Genomic DNA, 17,418 nt, shown 5'->3' with positions numbered 1-17,418 from the left:
TTTTTGCTTAAACGAGCGACCCGTAGACAAGCTTAATGAGAAGAAACGGATTAGGCAGCTTCACATTCATGGCTAATGCGCCGTACAAAGCTGTACCAAGAAGAAGGAGCGTAAGGAACGCGGCTATCTCCTTCTTACGCTTTTTCTCCAGCAGCATCGGCATCTCCCACCAAGCGACGAGTATCGCAAAAATGACTACGCCAATGAAAGACGGCATCAGCAGCACCCCCGCTCAAAATCGTCTATGATTTCATTTTTGTGTTGCCTGTCGTTCCTGTTTTCCGAATAAATACTTCGACGTCATAATGAACCTTCAAAGCAGGGAACCATTGATCATCCCAATCCTTCTTCACCCGGTTCCACTGGGAGGGATGCTGCTGATTTAGCGCGAAGCCGAAACCGAACACATCGGATTTCATTCTTTTCGCGCGTCTGATCGAAGCTTCCGCATTGCCTTTCATCACTTTCCCGACCTGATTCTGCAGCTTGACAATCGTAGCTGGATCGCTAAGGTCTATAGACTGGCAAGGTCTTTCCACGACGTTGGCCTCCGTTCGAAAATAAATACGCGCCTCAGGTTTTCCGTTTATGAGCTCCATTTTAATGCGGGATTTCGATGATTCAATCTCTATGCCCATATATTTATTCACATCACACCGCAGCTCAACGGACGTGCTGTCCAGATGGTTGGTAATGTCCGTGTAGCCTTTGCTCTCCTTCTCATTTAACCAGCCTATCAGCTTATCCTTTTTGAAAACCGCGAGTCCCGTATATCGGAAATGCCCTATCGGCTTAAAGGTTTCTACATTCTGCTTCAGCTCTGCCTTTTTTTGGCTTCCTATCACTTGAATGCCGGTTAATGCCAGCTCTTTGCCTTCTACGGAAAGGGTGCTTAAAATATCGTCCAACGTAATGGAGACAGTCGGCGCCCATGATTTGGCGGAGGTTTCCAGCGATCTGAGCATGTTTTGGGTCGGCAGCTTCTCAAGCGGGGTATAGATTTTCAATATATCCTCCGCTTTCGCCCCCTTCGCGACAACCACATTAAAATCCATCCTCGATTCGTTATCCCGCAGCGTGCTATCAAGAAAATCGCTTATTCCTCTCCTTGCAAGCTTCTCTCCGATGACATAGATTTGCAAATGTCCCATGTATACTTTTCGCGGCGCTTCCGCTGTCAACGCTCGCGCAGCCTCAAACATCGTTTTCCCTCTGCCTTGATACAGCGTGCCTGGCGGACGATCTCCGCCTCTTCGCTGGGCGGATATTTCACTCGGATTTACAACCTGGAAGGAAACGAGATATTCCCCGTCTTCCCAGTCCAAGGCTACTCCAAGTACAATTAACAGCTCATTAAGCTCGCGCCTGCTCCAGCAGCCTGTCAAAAGTACCGTACACAGAATGATGATCACCGTTTTATGCAGCATCCAGGCAATACTCCTTTCAGCATCTCTCTGCTATCTCTTTCGCTGCCTGATCCGATTGCCTTTCTGCGCTGTGCTTGGCCGTCTAAAATGGAGCCAACGAGGCATTCGGACAATCGTATCCTGTTGATTCGATGCAATAAACGGACTAAGCGGCGACATATAAGGCTCTCCAAAGGAGCGCAGCGAGCATAAATGCAGCAGCAGCGTAAACATGCCCATAATGATGCCGAACAAGCCAAAGCTTGCCGCGAGTCCCATCAACACAAATCGCAGCATACGGATGGGAATCGACATACTGTACGCCGGAAACGTAAACGTCGAAATGGCCGTTACGGATACAACAATGACCATCGCGGCGGAGACGATTCCAGCTTCGACCGCTGCTTGGCCTATTACGAGCGTACCTACAACGGAAACGGCTTGCCCGATCGCCCGGGGCATCCTAAGCCCTGCCTCCCTTAAAATCTCAAACGTAACCTCCATCGCTACCGCCTCGATAAAAGCCGGAAAAGGAACACCCTCCCTCTGTGCAGCTAGGCTGATTAACAAGGAGGTAGGCAGCATGTCCCTGTGAAAGGTCGTTATGGCAATATACAGGGAAGGAAGCAGAAGCGAGATAAATCCGCTTATGAACCGTAATATTCGAAGCAGGCTCGCATAAATGGCCCTCTGATAGTAATCCTCCGTTGATTGAATAAAACTGACAAATTGCGTCGGGACTACAAGCACGTTCGGCGATCCATCCACTAGAATCGCTACTTTGCCTTCCAGCAGCTGCGCAGCTACGCTATCAGGCAGCTCCGTATTAAATACAGTAGGAAACAAGGAAAACTTTGCGTCCTCAATGAATTCCTCTATATAGCCGCCTTCCAGTACGCCATCTATGTCAATTGCATGCAAACGCGAGCGTACCTCCGAAACGACGGAAGGTTTTGCGATATCATTCAAATACATGATCGTTACATCGGTTTTCGTTATTCGACCGATCGCAATCGTCTCCAGCCACAGCCTCGGATCTTTGATTTTCCGGCGTATGAGCGAGGTATTCACCCGTAAGGTTTCGGTAAAGCTCTCCCTCGGTCCTCGAACCGACGTCTGATTGGTCGATTCCGTTACCTCGCGCCCTTTCCACTGGCGAATATCCGCGCGATAAGCATGATCGCTGCCGATTAGGAAGATGATCGCTTCGCCAGAGAGCAGCGATTGATAGAGCTCGCCCGTCTTCGCAACGGGATGAATGGAGCCAATGCCAGATAAAAGCTGCTGCGCGAGCTCTTTATGATCCAGTTCAAGCTGCAGCGAGCGGTTTAGATAGTCAAAAATATAAGCATTAATAATGGTCGCATCGGACATGCCGTCAATATATACAATGGCAGCGGTAGATACTTCGCTGCCAGTGCTGCGGATTTCACGGATGACAACATCGTCGCTGCCGCCTAAATCATGCAAAATCATCTTTAAATTCTGCTCAATATTTGCTGCTAACGGCTCTCCCTCATGCTCGAGCCGAGCTTTATCGTCGATAAATTCCTTTATTGGCTTCGTCATAATCTGCAGTCTCCGCTTCTGTTGTCTCTTCCCATTATGACCACCTTGCAATAACGCTAAACTAAGTTTTGAGCATGCGCCATAAACAACAAGAAGCCCCCTGCAATGGATATCCATAGCAGAGGGCTTCTTCATTATTTAGGAATGTTTAATGCCTACAGTCAAAATCTCGCATGGCCCAACCGGCACTTGCAGTACAGGTTGTCCATTATCGGCTAGTGCTTCGCCTTCACGCTCAAGCACATTGCTTTTGTATGCTTGACCGAGTGATACGGCAGCAGCTTCCGACAGCTTCAGCTCCGTCTCAGCAGCCTTCATGTTAAACCATCTAAGCATGAAATCGCCGGATTGCTCATTCACCTTCAGCGAGGAGAATGCCAGGCCGCTGCCCTCCCAGTCGAATAAAGCGCCAACTGGAGCGAGCTTGCCGGAATGAACCCCAGTCTGGCTGACAGTCCACGGCACTTGGAACTGATAGCTTGCCGCAAATGCGCCGGATGCAGCGCCATCGCCGTTATGCGGAATGAGGGTCAGGCTAAAGCTTTGCTCGCCCAGACACTGCGCTTCCGGCGTAGGGAACACGCCCCAGTCGCCAAGCTCCGCTACCGAACGAAGCAAAGTAATCGCAATGGAATTGCGTCCATCACGCAATACTTCGTACTCGTTCAGGCCCAGGTTCGCAACCGTAAGACCAGCATGCTCGCCGCTCACGTCGACGAACGCCTGCTGATGCTGCGCGTTGCTAGGATTGATCCACTCGGCTGTCGGCTCGATATCGCGCGTTGCGACTTCGAAGATGGAATCCGCTTGATGGACAGAAGTCTCAAGATCAGTTGGGAACAAGACGCGAACCCGGTGATCCTTCGCTTGGTTATTAAAGGAAGACTTCCATTCCACGCTTTGTCCTGAGCGGCTAATCGCAATCTCAGTTCGGATCGTAAGCGGAACGGTCGCTTCTGTGCGCTGTGACTTCCGATTAGGGAAATAAACCGCCTCTTGCTTCTCGATCTCGAAATAAGGCTCCGCCGAAGCAGGTACTGCCCATTCATGCACAATTTCCAACGCTGCTCGGTAAGGCGTATTCTCGATAAGGCGGATGCTGGCTTGCAGCCCCTTTGTCGTTAATGCTTGCTCGCCGGTCGGCTGCTTGTACATATATTCATTGCCGATATCGCCTGTGTTCTCGTATACGCCAAGCTCGCGATAAATTTGACCGCTGCGTTTATCGGTAAGATTAAACGACCCGTCGGCTTCCACGTCGATCCGAAGCCATTCATTCTCAAGCGCATGCTCTCCCGCAACAAGCGTTGTTAGCGGCTGTTCTGCCGTTTTAGCGTTGCGAACATAAGCATATGCTGCCAAGCCTAGCGCAGCGACCTGCTCCGCTTCGAGAGTCAGCCGGACTCTGCGGCTCATGTAAGGCTGACGGAACTTATCATCCGGCAGATCATAGCCGAACTGAAGACCCAGGTCGATGGCCGAATGGGCGATTGCTGTACCCTTATGGTCAACTAGCGTTCTGCCCGTTATATCGATGCCGTACATTTTATGATTCATCTCATCGAGCGACAAGCCGTCACGGAAATAGATGCGCGCGACGTCCAGCTCGATCTCAACGACTCCGCTCCGCTTCCAGCCGGTCGTATTATATACGACAAACGGTAGGGCGTCCTCGCCGTATTGTGCGAATACCGTCGTATCGACCGCATCGGCGATGACCGCTTTGCTCTCGTCAATAATCGCTTCCGCCACATGGCGGCTCTTATCGAAGCGGGTAACCATCTCGCGATGCACCTCGTCCACGCTGCAGCCGCAAATGCTGTCATGCGGGTGGTTCTGCATGAGCGTTTTCCACGCATACGTAAACAAGTGATGCGGATATTCATGCCCAAGCGAGTAAGCTAGCGAGGCTAGCGGCTCCGCTACCTTCTCCAGCATCGCTTGGCCGAGCTGATTCATCTGCTTCAAATAAACGCGTGCGGATGCTGTATTCACAAGCGTTGACCATCCATCCGTCCGCTGGCTGCGAAGCTCGCCCTTCACGACAGACAGCTCGCGCTTCAGCGAACCGTTCACAGATGCTAAGTAATCTTCGAAATTGGAATGAATAAACTCCGTGTCTGGGAACAGCTGTCTTGCCGTGTCCAGCGCTGCCGACAAATCCTGCTGGATCGGTTGATGGTCGCAGCCGTTCATGAACAGCAGCTCGCTGGTAGCGGCATATTTCTCCGCCTCCGCAAGCTTGCGCTCCCAATATTCTTTGGCTTCCGCTTCATCGGTTGGCACTTCCATGCCGTTGCAGTACCAGTTCGCAAATAACACGCCCAGTACGCGGGAGCCGTCCGGACCTTCCCAGATCAGCTCGGAGAAGGACGATTCATAATCGGAATCCGCTACCGTGTTATTGAAGCCGGTTGGCTTAACGCCTCTACCGAACACCGCATTGTCAATGCCGGCTTGTCGCAATATTTGCGGAGCTTGGCCGATATTGCCGAACGTGTCCGGGAAATAGCCGACCTTCGCAATCGTGCCGTAACGGCTCGCGTCCTGATGGCCGATTTGCAAATTCCGAAGATTCGCTTCGCTGCTCGTCAGGAAGGCATCCTGCAAAATATACCAAGGCCCGATCGGAATACGGCCTTCCTTAATATAGCGTTCAAGGCGTTCCCGATTCTCCGGACGTACTTGCAAGTAATCCTCTAATATAATCGTTTGCCCATCCAAATAAAAGCTCTTGAAATTCGGGTCGGTATCAAGCGTATGAAGCAGCGTATCCATTAATTTCACAAGCAAGACATGATGCTTCTCATAGGGCAAATACCATTCCCGATCCCAATGCGTATGCGAGATAATATGGGCTGTGCGTTTGTAGGTCATCGTTCAACACCTCTTCTTGTTCATCATTATGATCCTGCTGCCACTTTAACTTGTTCCGGCCGATAGACGGATAGTATTTGACCATTGCTATCCACTGCGAATAGGACAGACCTTTCCTTTTCCAGTTCAAAGGAGTAGCGAACGCCAGTCACAGGGTCCTTCACTTCAATAGCGGCATGATTGCTGAACTCTGACACGAACACGTAAAGCGCTCCATCTTGGAACGTCAGCTTGCGGCCGTAAACGCCAGGCAATTGTCCGCCTGTTATCCACTCCAGCTCCTCAGAACAACCCGCGGAAGCTAGCGCATATTGGTACAATGCCGAGATCGGCTCGATGCGATCATTCAGCTCAACCGGCAGCGGACTCCAAATGATACGCCCTTTGCCGTGCGACAGCTCGATGAGCTGGTCGCTGCTAAGCTCAGCATTGCTTACCGGAGCTTCCTTCCATACCTGTGCGATGCGGCGGTTGCCGTAAGAGACAGGCAGCACGCGATCTCCAATACGAATTTGTTCCTCACGCAGCACGTTCACAAGCTCTCTTGCGCCTAACAGCTCCGAATGGCGATCAACTGGACGCCAATAGGCGTCTAGGCTTGTTGGCCCTGTCAGCAGAAGCGTCGCACCCGTTCTCTCAACGTAACCAAGCAGCTGCTCCAGCGCTTTATCGTCTATATTATGGGCACTCGGAACGATAACGAGTTTAACAGGATTCGCTTCAAGCTCATCCAAATGGTATTCCGAAGCACCGCGGAAAGGTTTATTCAGCTCGTACGCAAGCACTCTCGTTGCTTTCGTCGTTGCGTCAAACGCCAGCTTGCGGTTGGAGAAGTCGTTTGAATAAGGGAATACGACAGCGGTATCCTCAAGCTCCCGCCCTTTGAACAAATCTCTGATCTCTTCCATAAACCGTCCGAAATCATAGGATACATCTGCCTCCGGCTTCTCCGTGCCATCCGCCCGAAGCGCACCGATATGGGATTCATTGGCGTTGTCCATATAGAAATTGGTGTTCCAAATCCATTGAACCGCGCCAGCTCCGCCCGTCGCAAAAGCATAAGCATATTTGCGCTCCAGAATGTTCCGCAGCTCCGCCTCCGAACGCTTCGCGCGGCCTTCTGGCGTCTCCACGTACATGATGCCGGTTTCCTGCACAAGATTTGGCTTGTCCGCCGTCTTGGCAAAGATGCTGTCCCATACGAGCTGATCGTTCAGCCACCAGGAATGGACGGTCGTATAATCAACAGCCTCGCCATAGAAGAATGGCGAAGGCCGCTGCGCGCCAAGCCCTTCATCCTGCCCAACCGTCACCATATGATCGGGACACTCTTCCTTGATCGTATCGTAAAGCTGCTTCGCCCAGCGGTTATGCATATCCATGGAGAACAGCACATAATCGAGCCACCGCGTTCCCTTCTTGCCCTGATGCATATCCTGAACGTCGAAGTTGATTTCCTCAGGCTCCGGCGGCACGACCGATTCAAAGCTCGGCAGCTGCTCCGGGGTCATGTTCCACAGTTTTTGCAGCCTCGTAATCGAACCATGACGCTCCTTCAGCCATGCTGCATAAGCTGCCTGCTCGAAGGGATCGCGCGATGATCTTGGACCATCGGAGAAAATGCGCGGCGGATCGAACATCGATGGCTCATTGATTAAATCCCAGTCCACATGCTTCGACTGCTTGTGCCTGGAGACAATCGCCCTAATAAACCTTTTTTGAGCCTCTACGCTTCTTGGATCGAGGTATGGATTTTGGCCCTCCCACGTTTCCGGGGTAAAGGAGAAGAACGTAAACGTCACCTGCAGATCATTCCGCTTCGCTGTGAGCAGGAACGCATCAATAGCGCGAAGCGCCTCCTCCGAAGCATGTCCGTCCACCTGCATCACATTGCGATAAGCGGTCCAAATGCCGGTTCTGATCCAATTGATGCCCGCCTTGCGCATTTGCGCCATATCCCGCTCCCATACAGAAGCGTTCGGCAAAAATAAAAACTTGCGCGCCACATCCGAGGTCATGTACGTCATGCCCACAACCGGCATTGGCCGGCCATCCTTCATGAAATAATCGCGTTCAGCCGTTACGGGGCTGCCATCTGCAAGCAGCTCGCGATCAAAGCCCCAGAAGCCTTGGCGGAGAAAACGAACTTCTCCTGCAGCCGATTCCGCTTTGCACTCCACGCTGTAGTAGCCGCTCGCAAGCTCAAGCGGAACCGGAATACGAACGATGAGCTGCTTGCTTGCAACATCCTCTTGCAGGCTGGTTGTAAAGCGTTGCTCCGGCTTGCTGTCATGCTGAACCACAATCGAGAAGCTCCAGCTTACTGCGGATTCACTCTTTATGGCAGAACGGCTAAGGTTCTGAGCCTGTAGCGTTAGCATAGCTCGTTCCCCCGGCTCGAAGGAGGCATAGTTTGGCTTAATCCAAAGCTCCGTTACCCCTGCTTCGCAAAATTCCGCCCAAAGGCGAAGCGATTCAGCGCCGCCGCCTTGCCAGAATAGCTCCGTGAGCGGCTGATTGACGAACAGCCAGCGCGCTCCCGCGAACATGCCCTTCGTATTTTCCCAAAGCACGACAGGTGCGGCAACCTCTCTGCCTCCAGCAGAGACGCCTTTTAGAAGCGGGAACAATTGGGCATCCATTGGACCTGCCGAGCCCATCTGATGAGGCAAATCGCTGGTCTTTGTTACATGCGGCACTAGATTCCAAGTGTTCGCAACCTCAAACAACGATTCCTTGCCTTGCAGCAGCGGAATGTCAGCCACCGCAGACAAACGCTTAATCGGAGCTGCGTCGACAGGCAGCGCTTCATGAATATGAAGCTCGCGGTGATAAGCGGTTTGCTCGGATTCCGCCTCCCATGCGCCAGCTTCATTTTTGGAAACGGGATATTTGAACGGAGCTCCGCCGATATTAATGAGGCCGCCGCCGCGCTTCAGAAAAGCTAGGATGTCAGCCCATGCTTCCTTAGGAAAATAGGGCGCATGCATGTTTACGAAGCATCCTCCGTCCGCTTCGCGCAGCGCCTTTCCAAGACTATTCGCGCGAACAACATTGCCTATTTGAACAAGCTGTCCCTCTGAATCGGAGCTTAGCCGCGTATTAAGCGGAAACGACGAATCATAAAAAATAATCGTGTTCATGCTCATAGAATATCATCCTTCATCGCCTGGTAGACAAGCTGCGAGAATAAGCTGTTCGACCACGCGAACCATTTGCGCGTGAACTGTGCCGGATCATCCGCGTGGAAGCCCTCGTGCATGTAGCCCGTATCCGCGTCGGTCGCCTCCAGCATCGCAATCAAAGCCAGCTTCTCTTCGCTGCTTGTCGCGGTTATCCCTTGCATAGACAAGGCCATATGCCAAATGTAGCCTGGCGGCGTATGCGGGCTGCCGATTCCTTTCGCTGCCGTACCTTCGTAGTAGAACGGATTATGCTTGCTAAGAGCGAACTTTCTCGTGTTCTGGTAGATCGGATCATCAGCAGTCGTATAGCCGAGATAAGGGATAGACATCAACCCCGGTGTGCCTGCATCATCCATTAGGCAATAGTTGCCGAAGCCATCCGTCTCGTAAGCATAGATAGGTCCAAATTCCGGGTGCTGGTAAATGCCATACAGCTGAATGCCATGATCTACGTCATCCTCGAGCTTTTTCAGCTCCTTCACGAAATCCATATCCCGGAATACCCATTCTGCAATCTCTCTCATTTGACGCAGCGCAACCACAGCGAACATGTTGGCAGGCACGTTATAGTGGAAATCGCAAGCATCATCGCTTGAGCGGAATCCTGACCAGATCATGCCGGTATAGTTGATAGGCATGCCTAGGCCATCATTGCGAAGCGAGTCTGTCGGAATGCCGTTATCACGGGTAAAACGGTACGGGGAACGCTCAAAGTGGCGCTGCTCCGTTTTCCACAGCTCAACGACGCTGCGCATCGCTGCCTTGAAGCCGGAATCAAAAATATCGGTCAGCTCGGTTTCCTTCCAGTAAGCATGTGCAAGGCGCATCGAAAAGCAGATCGAATCTAGCTCGAACTTGCGCTCCCACACCCACGGAGACATCTCCGTCTCATCCGTCGTATTCCAGTGCCAATCATTGTCCGTCTCGTTAAAAGCATTCGCATACGGATCGATTTGGATATAAGCGATATGGCGCTTGATCAGACCGCCAATGATGCGCTGCAGGTCCTTATCATCCTTCGCAAGCGGAACGTAGTGAATGACTTGCTCGACCGAATCGCGCAGCCACATTGCAGGAATATCGCCTGTGATGACAAAGGTAGTGCCATCATCCATCAGCTTCGTCGTCGTTTCCAGCGTATTCGGAAAGCAGTTTTTGAACAGCTGCAGCAGCTTCGGACGATGCGCCAGCTTCTGCTCTGCTTCCTTCAGCACGTCTTGAACCGCCTGCGGCAGCGTCAGCTCAGGCATTGGAATTTTCGGTAATCTAAATTGCTCCATGATAGTTGCTCCTTTAGGAAACAGATTCGTTATTATTCTTTAACGGCACCAACCGTCAAGCCTTGAATGAAATAGCGTTGGAAGAACGGATAAGCGAAAACGATCGGGCCGGTTGCCAGCACCACCATCGCCATACGCGACGTATCCTGCGGCATCGACTGCAGCACGCCAACGCTGAGCGACGCGTTTTGAGAGTTTTGCATAATGAACTGCATGCTATTTTCAATCCGCATCAGCATCGATTGAAGCGGCACTAAATTCGGCGTGTTAATATACAGCAGCGCGTTGAACCAATCGTTCCAATATCCGAGCGTGCTGAACAAACCAATAGTAGCAAGACCTGGAAGAGACAAAGGCAGCACCAGCTTGAAGAAGATGCCAAACTCTCCAGCGCCGTCGATTTTGCCCGATTCGATAATGGCGTCCGGCACCATGGTCGAGAAGAACGTACGCAGGATCATAATATAAAAGGCGTTGACCGCAAGCGGCAATATGAGCGCCCAGATCGAATCCTTCAGTCCGAGCAACTGCGTTACAATAATATAAGTCGGTACAAGTCCGCCGTTAAACAGCATCGTAAAGAAGGCAAAGAAGGCAAAGAAGTTGCGATATTTAAAGCTATGGCGTGAGATGGCATAAGCGAATAGCGCCGTGAACACGACACCGATAGCCGTACCAATAACGGTAACCGCAATCGTTACCCCGTAAGAGCGGAGCAATTGATCCCCTGCCTTGAACAAATAGCTGTAAGCGTCAACGCTCCATTTTTCCGGAAACAGCTGGTAGCCGTTGCGCGCAAGCGTAGACTCATCCGTAAAGGAAATAACGGTAACGAATAAAAAAGGAAACACACATATTAAAGCAAAAATACCGGCCACAGCATGGAACATGATATTCCAAGCGGGCGTCAGCCTATGAAAATCGCGGCCTTTCGTCGTTTGAGCAGACACAGCGGTTTTCCTCCCTTCGCAATGCTTGCCTATTCGGCTGGATAGCCTTTAAGACTAGAACAAAGCATTGTCTTTGTTGAATTTGCGAACGATTCCGTTAGAAGTAATGACGAGAATGAACCCGATAAGCGATTGATACAGGCCTGCCGCCGTGCTCATGCCGATTTCACCCGTCGATTTAAGACCACGATATACATAGGTGTCGATAACGTTCGTTACGCTGTACAGCGTTCCCGAGTCGCGAGGCACCTGATAGAAGAGCCCAAAATCCGCATAGAAGATTTTTCCGATCGCAAGCAGCGTCAATATCGTAATGAGCGGCGTTAGCATCGGAAGCGTAATGTTGCGGATTTGCTGCCATTTGTTGGCGCCATCGATCATCGCCGCTTCATAAAGCGATTTGTCGATGCCCATAATAGCCGCCAAATAGATCACGCTGTTGTAGCCTACCGATTTCCATAGAAACACAACTACGATAATGATCGGCCAGTAGGTTGGATCAGAATACCAGTTCGTTGGATCGATACCGAACCAGCCGGCAACTTGGTTAACAACGCCCCGATCTAGGCTCAGGAAGCTGAATACGAAGTAGCCTACAATAACCCATGATAGGAAATACGGAAGGAACATGCCCGTTTGGTAAACCTTCGCTAACCTTTTGTTCGTAATTTCCGCCAGCATAATCGCCATCGCAACGGCAATAACCAGCCCAAGCACGATAAAGAATATGTTATATAACACCGTATTGCGCGTTATGATGTAAGCATCGTTCGTACTGAATAAAAATTTAAAGTTTTGAAGGCCGACCCATTTGCTTTCGATAATGCTCGCCAGAAACCCGTCCCGGCTATAGCGGTATTCCTTAAACGCGATAACCATACCTGCCATTGGCAAGTAAGAGAAGAAAAAAAACCAAATCGTAGCTGGCAATACCATGATCAGCATCGCTGTATTTTTGTTAATATCTTTGAGAAAACGCCCTATGGCTCCCACGTGATCACCTCTCTGCAGTCAGATTAATGAGAGAAGGTATGAATCGAATGCCAAGCATTCGCCTCATACCTCCCGCTTTTTTACTTGTTCGCGGCTCTCCACTCGTCAAGCTGACGCTGAGCCTCAGCCATGATTTTATCAAGACCAGCAGCTTTGAATTTTTCATTCGCACGCGCCAAGTAAGTTTCAGGATCTACCGTTCCTGTCATAAGTGCCGCCCAATACTCTTCCCTTACGTTTTGCACGGACGCGATTTCCGTCGTTACCTTCGACGTATCGAAGTTGAAGCCAAGAAGCGGAGCCTGGATACCTGCATCGTTAAACTTCTTGAACTCCTCCCACTTATTCGCAGGGTCAGTCGTATTCAAATACGTGAGCATAACATTGCCAAGCGAGAACGTTGGCATGTCGTAATTTTTGGATTCATCAAGGTTTTCCATTACATTGTCGCTTGCTTTCTTGTAGTGAACGCCTTCGATACCTGAATCCACCATGTTGCGAAGTACAGGATCTGTGTTAAGCAGGTTCAAGAATTCCATTGCTTTCTCTGGGTATTTCGAGTTAGCCGAAATAGCTTGCATCGAGCCCATTACAGACCAGTTATAGATTAGCGCATCGCTTGCCGGCGTCGATACGACTGGATAGCCGTAGCTTGCCGACCATAGGTTGTCCGCGAAAGGCTGGGATGTCGCACGGTCAGCGAACCATTTGCCTGTCGTTTGAACGTCTGTCATCGAATCCATCGTAGCGGCTTCTGTAGGGATGTAGCCTGCTTTATAGTATTTGTGCATCGTGTTCAAAATTTGTTTCATTTCCGGCGTGTCTAGGACGTTGACGATTTTGTAGTCCTTCGTATCGAGCGATACAGCCATTGGCAGCTTCTCGATTACGTAGTCGTACGGTACGTAAGGCATTTGGTTCTTATCAACGGCGAACGGATAAACGTCCGGCTCGTTTTCTTTAATCGTTTTGAGCAGCGGCTCAAGGCTTTCAAGAGAATACACTTTCGAAGTGTCCAGCTTGTACTTGTCTACATACTGCTTGTTGAAGCGCCATACTTCTTGAGCTGGCAGCTCTTTGTTCGCTGGAATGCCGTAGTTATGTCCATCGATTTTGGAGCCTTCAAGGAAGGCCGGATCAAGCGTGTCGATGATGCCTTGTCCATGCTCTTTGAGCAGATCATCGATTTGCATGAATGCGCCTTTTCTAGCGTTTTGAACGTAGTCGAACGCCCATGATGCTGTAAACATAATGTCTACCGCTTCGCCTGAAGCTGTCATAACCTGAAGCTTCTGTGCGTAGTCGCCCCAATCGATCATGTTCATTTTGACGGTAACGCCAATTTTTTCAGCTGTATATTTGCTAACTTCAGCCATAACCTTGTCCACATCTTTTTGAGGCGTACCAATCGTGTACCAGATCAGCTCCACCGGTTTTTCGGCAGTGCCTTCCGCGCTTTCGTTTTTGCTTCCTCCGCAAGCGCTAAGCACAATGGACATGACCAGCATCAGCGTTAACGCCGGCAAAAATCTTCTTTTCTTTCTACTCATCGTAAATCCTCCCCGTATCATGTTGCGAAGCATACGCCTATTGCAAAAGCATACGCTTACTTTATTGCTCCCCCTCTAATCCGCAATGCGTCTTAAGGGCTAACTTAAAAATAACGGATGTAACGGTTTTCAAATAGAGAACAAAGTAAAGGTATGCTGTACAAATTAAAGAAAAAAAGACTGCCCAGTCTTGCTTTAGAGCAGTCCTTTATAATCGGTGGGTGAAATGCCAACATATTTCTTGAATTGCTTGTAAAAATATCCAGTTTCCCAGTAACCTACCTTCATGGCGATTTCCTGCACCTTTAATTGCGTTTCCTTCAGCATTTCCTTAGCCTTGCCGATTCGATATTTGTTGATATATTCGGTAAACGTTTCACTCGTTTCCTTCTGGAACAGGTGTCCGAGATAGACCGGATGGATGTTGTACTGCTGGCTGAGCGATTTCAATGACAGCGGCTGCGCGTAGTTCTCATGCACATAACCGAGCAGCTGCTGGATAATTGGGCTCTTCACATCGCGCATAAGCGAATCCACCGTTAGCGCAGCTGCTTCCTTGACGACAGCGGCTAAGCCTTCAATCGTCTCAGCCTGCATAATCTGCACGAAGCCTGCTTTGTACAGCTCCGGCTGGTCGGCCTGCTTGATTTCTTTCAGCTCCATCTTGAACCGGATCATCATCTCGATCGCCATGCTTTGAATATAGGCGGGCGTAACGCCCTCAAGCGTCTGATAAAGCTCAAAATCAGCATCAATCGCCGCATGCAAGCTTTCCAGATCCTTCGCCTTAATCAGCTTTGAGTATGAAGACCAGTTCAGCGGCTGGGCCGCGATATTCTCAATGCCGCGCTTCTCCGTAAGCAGCTCATAATCCAAAATAGCAGGCTCATCCAGCAGCAAAAAATATTCCTGCGCCTTTTTGGCATGGGCATAGCTTTGGGGAACGCCTTCCCCCATCGCCTCCACGCTGCCAAGGGAAATACGAACGGGACTTGGAGCGAGCCGTTTCTGCATATTTTCAAGTATGCTCATCGCTTTTTCCTTGCCTGCAACCTTGTCCTCCAGCATAAATACGATGACCAGATCGCCATCGATGTCCACAAACGGCAGCATCGACGAATCTTGAACGGCAAGCCGCTGCGCTGCTTCATAGGATGGTTCAAATTGACTCTCCGTTCGAAGCACGGCGGTCACCAGATATGGCGCATCAAGATGAATGTCCAGCATATCCGTCCGTTCGCTCAGCTCGTTTGGGGCTATGCGCCCGGTTAACCAGCGATATAATATATTATCCCTAAGAATACGAATATCATAATCGCTGAATAACCGGTCTGGCCTGGTCGTATTCAGCTTGTCGATCGTACCCACAAGCGTCTCCTGCAGCTCGTCGATATTGATCGGCTTGAGCAAATAATTTTCGACGCCAAGCTTAAGTCCCGACTTAATATAATCAAATTCATTGTAGCCGCTCAAAATAATAACCTTCAGATCCGGCCGGAACTTTCTAGCTTCGCGAATCAAGGTAAGACCATCCATGATCGGCATGGAAATGTCCGTCAATAGGATGTCCGCCGACGATTCCATAAGCGCTCCTAGCGCATCCTGGCCATTTTCCGCGGAGCCCACGATCTCTAGGCCATATGCCGACCAATCGATAATATCGTACAAACCTTCGATAATGAACGGCTCGTCATCCACTATGAAAACTCTATACATGCTGTTCCTCCTCCTCGCTTGGAAACTCAATCGTTACGAGCGTTCCAACGCCTAGCGTGCTTGTAATTTCAAGGCCGTAATTCGTTCCATATAGCAGCTTCAATCGCTCATGCACGCTGCGCAGGCCAAAGGAATCGCTTACCTCCTCCACCGAATCAAGCGACTGGCGAATCGATTCCAGCCGCATTGGCTCGATTCCGCTGCCATTATCCTCCGCTTGGATGCGCACTCGGCCCCCTTCCTCCGAGACGCTTATCCGAATATGATTATCCGATCTGCGAGGCTGTAGGCCATGTACGACGTAATTTTCGATAATTGGCTGCAGCACCATTCGCATAATTTTTTTGCCTGCCAAGTTCTCGTCGCATAAAATTTCGTAGGACAGCTTGTCCTTGTAACGGATGCGAAACAGCTCCAAATAAAGGCGTGACGTCTCAAGCTCGTCCTTTAGCGTATTTTCGCCCTTCGGCTGAACGAAGCTTTTGAACAGTACCGACAAGCTGTATATCATTTCGCCTACATCCTTCGCTCCTTGTGAGACAGCCCTCATACGGATCACTTCCAGCGTATTGTATAGAAAATGAGGGTTCACCCTTGCCTGCAAAGCGGCCAGCTCCGTATGCTTTTGCTTGATTTCCGCTTTATATACGCGGTCGATATGGCGGGTCAGCTCGCCTAGCATATCGTTAAAGCTTCTGGAAATTTGTCCGAGCTCGTCTTCCTTGTCGTCTTGAATGCGCGCCGACAAATCGCCGCTCTCCACCTTGCGCATGAAACGGATAATTTTATTCGTTCGCTTCGCAAAATTAGTAACGACCAAAACCGGCAAGAGCAGCACGACAATAATGCAAATCGCGCTAATCAATATAATGGTTTGCTTCAACCCCTGATAAGCGGCGGCAACCTCTGCCTTCGGCGCTACACCTACTACCAGATAGCCAGCTTGATTTTGAGTAAGGGTCGTCACATACGATTCCTGTTCAAGCATCGCTGTATCATACAGGGACTCAATTTTATCCGCATAGGGATAACGGGTGCCGTAATAGCGGTCAGAGGAGTCGAACAACACCTCGCCAGTTGGCCCGAGTACAACAATATAGCCTTTTAATTGCTCCTTATAGCTCGCAAGTGCCTGCTGAATGCGCTCCGAGTTGAAATAAACGAGCAGCTGTCCCAAGTTTTTCAACGAATTTTTGTCCGTTATCGGTACGCGCATCGCATAAAGCTTAGGCTCATGCTGATCAATCGCTTGGCGTACCCAAGCATTCGGAACAGACATCATCGTATTCTCCAGCGCCATCGCATCTGGAATATAGGAGCGCGAGGCGTTGGTTGAAATTAATCTGCTCACATGCCCCTGCTTGTAAGCGAACAAAAACTGCCTCTCTGAGCTGTAAAGCATCAAATTCTCTATATCGGCATCGCTATCCAGCTTATTTTCGAAATAATCGAGTCCCTTCGGCATATCTATATCAGCCTCATCGGCGTACTGGTCCAATTGATATTTCATGTAATCTACAAAAGGATGCTGCAAGAAGTAAGTGAGATGGAGCGATAACGGTTCATTCCTATACACATCCAGCATCATCGATTGCACCGATTCATATTTGCGGGTCATATAGCTGTTGACGCTTTCCATCGCTTTTTTCTGGTTTTCAAGCTCATTGCGAATGATCGATTCCGACATGACATTAAACATAAAATAGGAAAAGGTCACAATTGTAACGGTTGTGATAAGCGCGAACAATAATATCATTTTCATGAAAAGATTATTTTTGACATAGTTGTCGTACAAGCTTTTAGCCTTCAAAATAAGCTCCTTCCTCGTGTTTGCACGGATTGATCGGAGATAAGAGAACACGATATGCGCTACAACGCTTAATAATACTTCA

11 protein-coding genes are annotated in these 17,418 nt (G+C 50.0%); all 11 read right to left on the bottom strand.

The window, feature by feature from the left end:
- Nucleotides 1-7: 7 nt before the first annotated feature.
- The gene (locus tag HI950_RS26330; RefSeq protein WP_169087416.1) at nt 8-217 is read right to left on the bottom strand and encodes a hypothetical protein; all 210 of its coding nucleotides are present in this window, start codon (nt 215-217) and stop codon (nt 8-10) included.
- A gap of 25 nt (nt 218-242) precedes the next feature.
- Nucleotides 243-1,427, bottom strand: a complete 1,185-nt coding sequence (locus HI950_RS26325) for a Ger(x)C family spore germination protein (RefSeq protein ID WP_169087414.1) — start codon at nt 1,425-1,427, stop codon at nt 243-245.
- Nucleotides 1,428-1,457: 30 nt separating this feature from the next.
- A complete protein-coding gene (locus HI950_RS26320; RefSeq protein ID WP_169087412.1) occupies nt 1,458-2,975 on the bottom strand; it encodes a spore germination protein in 1,518 nt (505 codons plus the stop codon).
- A 138-nt stretch (nt 2,976-3,113) separates the two neighbouring features.
- On the bottom strand, nt 3,114-5,852 hold the full coding sequence (locus tag HI950_RS26315) for an alpha-mannosidase (RefSeq protein ID WP_169087410.1): 2,739 nt from the start codon (nt 5,850-5,852) through the stop codon (nt 3,114-3,116).
- Between the two features lie 26 nt (nt 5,853-5,878).
- On the bottom strand, nt 5,879-9,001 hold the full coding sequence (locus HI950_RS26310) for an alpha-amylase family protein (RefSeq protein WP_169087408.1): 3,123 nt from the start codon (nt 8,999-9,001) through the stop codon (nt 5,879-5,881).
- Nucleotides 8,998-10,317, bottom strand: a complete 1,320-nt coding sequence (locus HI950_RS26305) for a glycoside hydrolase family 125 protein (protein ID WP_169087406.1) — start codon at nt 10,315-10,317, stop codon at nt 8,998-9,000. The genes HI950_RS26310 and HI950_RS26305 overlap by 4 nt, the downstream gene beginning before the upstream one ends.
- 32 nt (nt 10,318-10,349) lie before the next feature.
- Nucleotides 10,350-11,207 carry a carbohydrate ABC transporter permease gene (locus HI950_RS26300; RefSeq protein WP_169087459.1) on the bottom strand — a complete coding sequence of 286 codons (858 nt, stop codon included), beginning with the start codon at nt 11,205-11,207 and terminating at the stop codon, nt 10,350-10,352.
- A gap of 114 nt (nt 11,208-11,321) precedes the next feature.
- Nucleotides 11,322-12,260, bottom strand: a complete 939-nt coding sequence (locus tag HI950_RS26295; RefSeq protein WP_187768167.1) for an ABC transporter permease — start codon at nt 12,258-12,260, stop codon at nt 11,322-11,324.
- 80 nt (nt 12,261-12,340) lie between these two features.
- Nucleotides 12,341-13,810 (bottom strand): ABC transporter substrate-binding protein, encoded by a 1,470-nt coding sequence (locus HI950_RS26290; protein WP_169087404.1) that lies wholly within the window; start codon nt 13,808-13,810, stop codon nt 12,341-12,343.
- A 195-nt stretch (nt 13,811-14,005) separates the two neighbouring features.
- A complete protein-coding gene (locus tag HI950_RS26285; protein WP_169087402.1) occupies nt 14,006-15,526 on the bottom strand; it encodes a response regulator transcription factor in 1,521 nt (506 codons plus the stop codon).
- Nucleotides 15,519-17,336 carry a sensor histidine kinase gene (locus HI950_RS26280; protein WP_169087400.1) on the bottom strand — a complete coding sequence of 606 codons (1,818 nt, stop codon included), beginning with the start codon at nt 17,334-17,336 and terminating at the stop codon, nt 15,519-15,521. The genes HI950_RS26285 and HI950_RS26280 overlap by 8 nt, the downstream gene beginning before the upstream one ends.
- Nucleotides 17,337-17,418 lie beyond the last annotated feature (82 nt).

This window comes from Paenibacillus sp. PL91, assembly GCF_012935325.2.
In the GTDB taxonomy this organism is placed as follows: Bacteria; Bacillota; Bacilli; order Paenibacillales; family Paenibacillaceae; genus Pristimantibacillus.
Note: the sequence above shows the minus strand (reverse complement) of the source record. Positions and strands in the feature narration are given on the sequence as shown.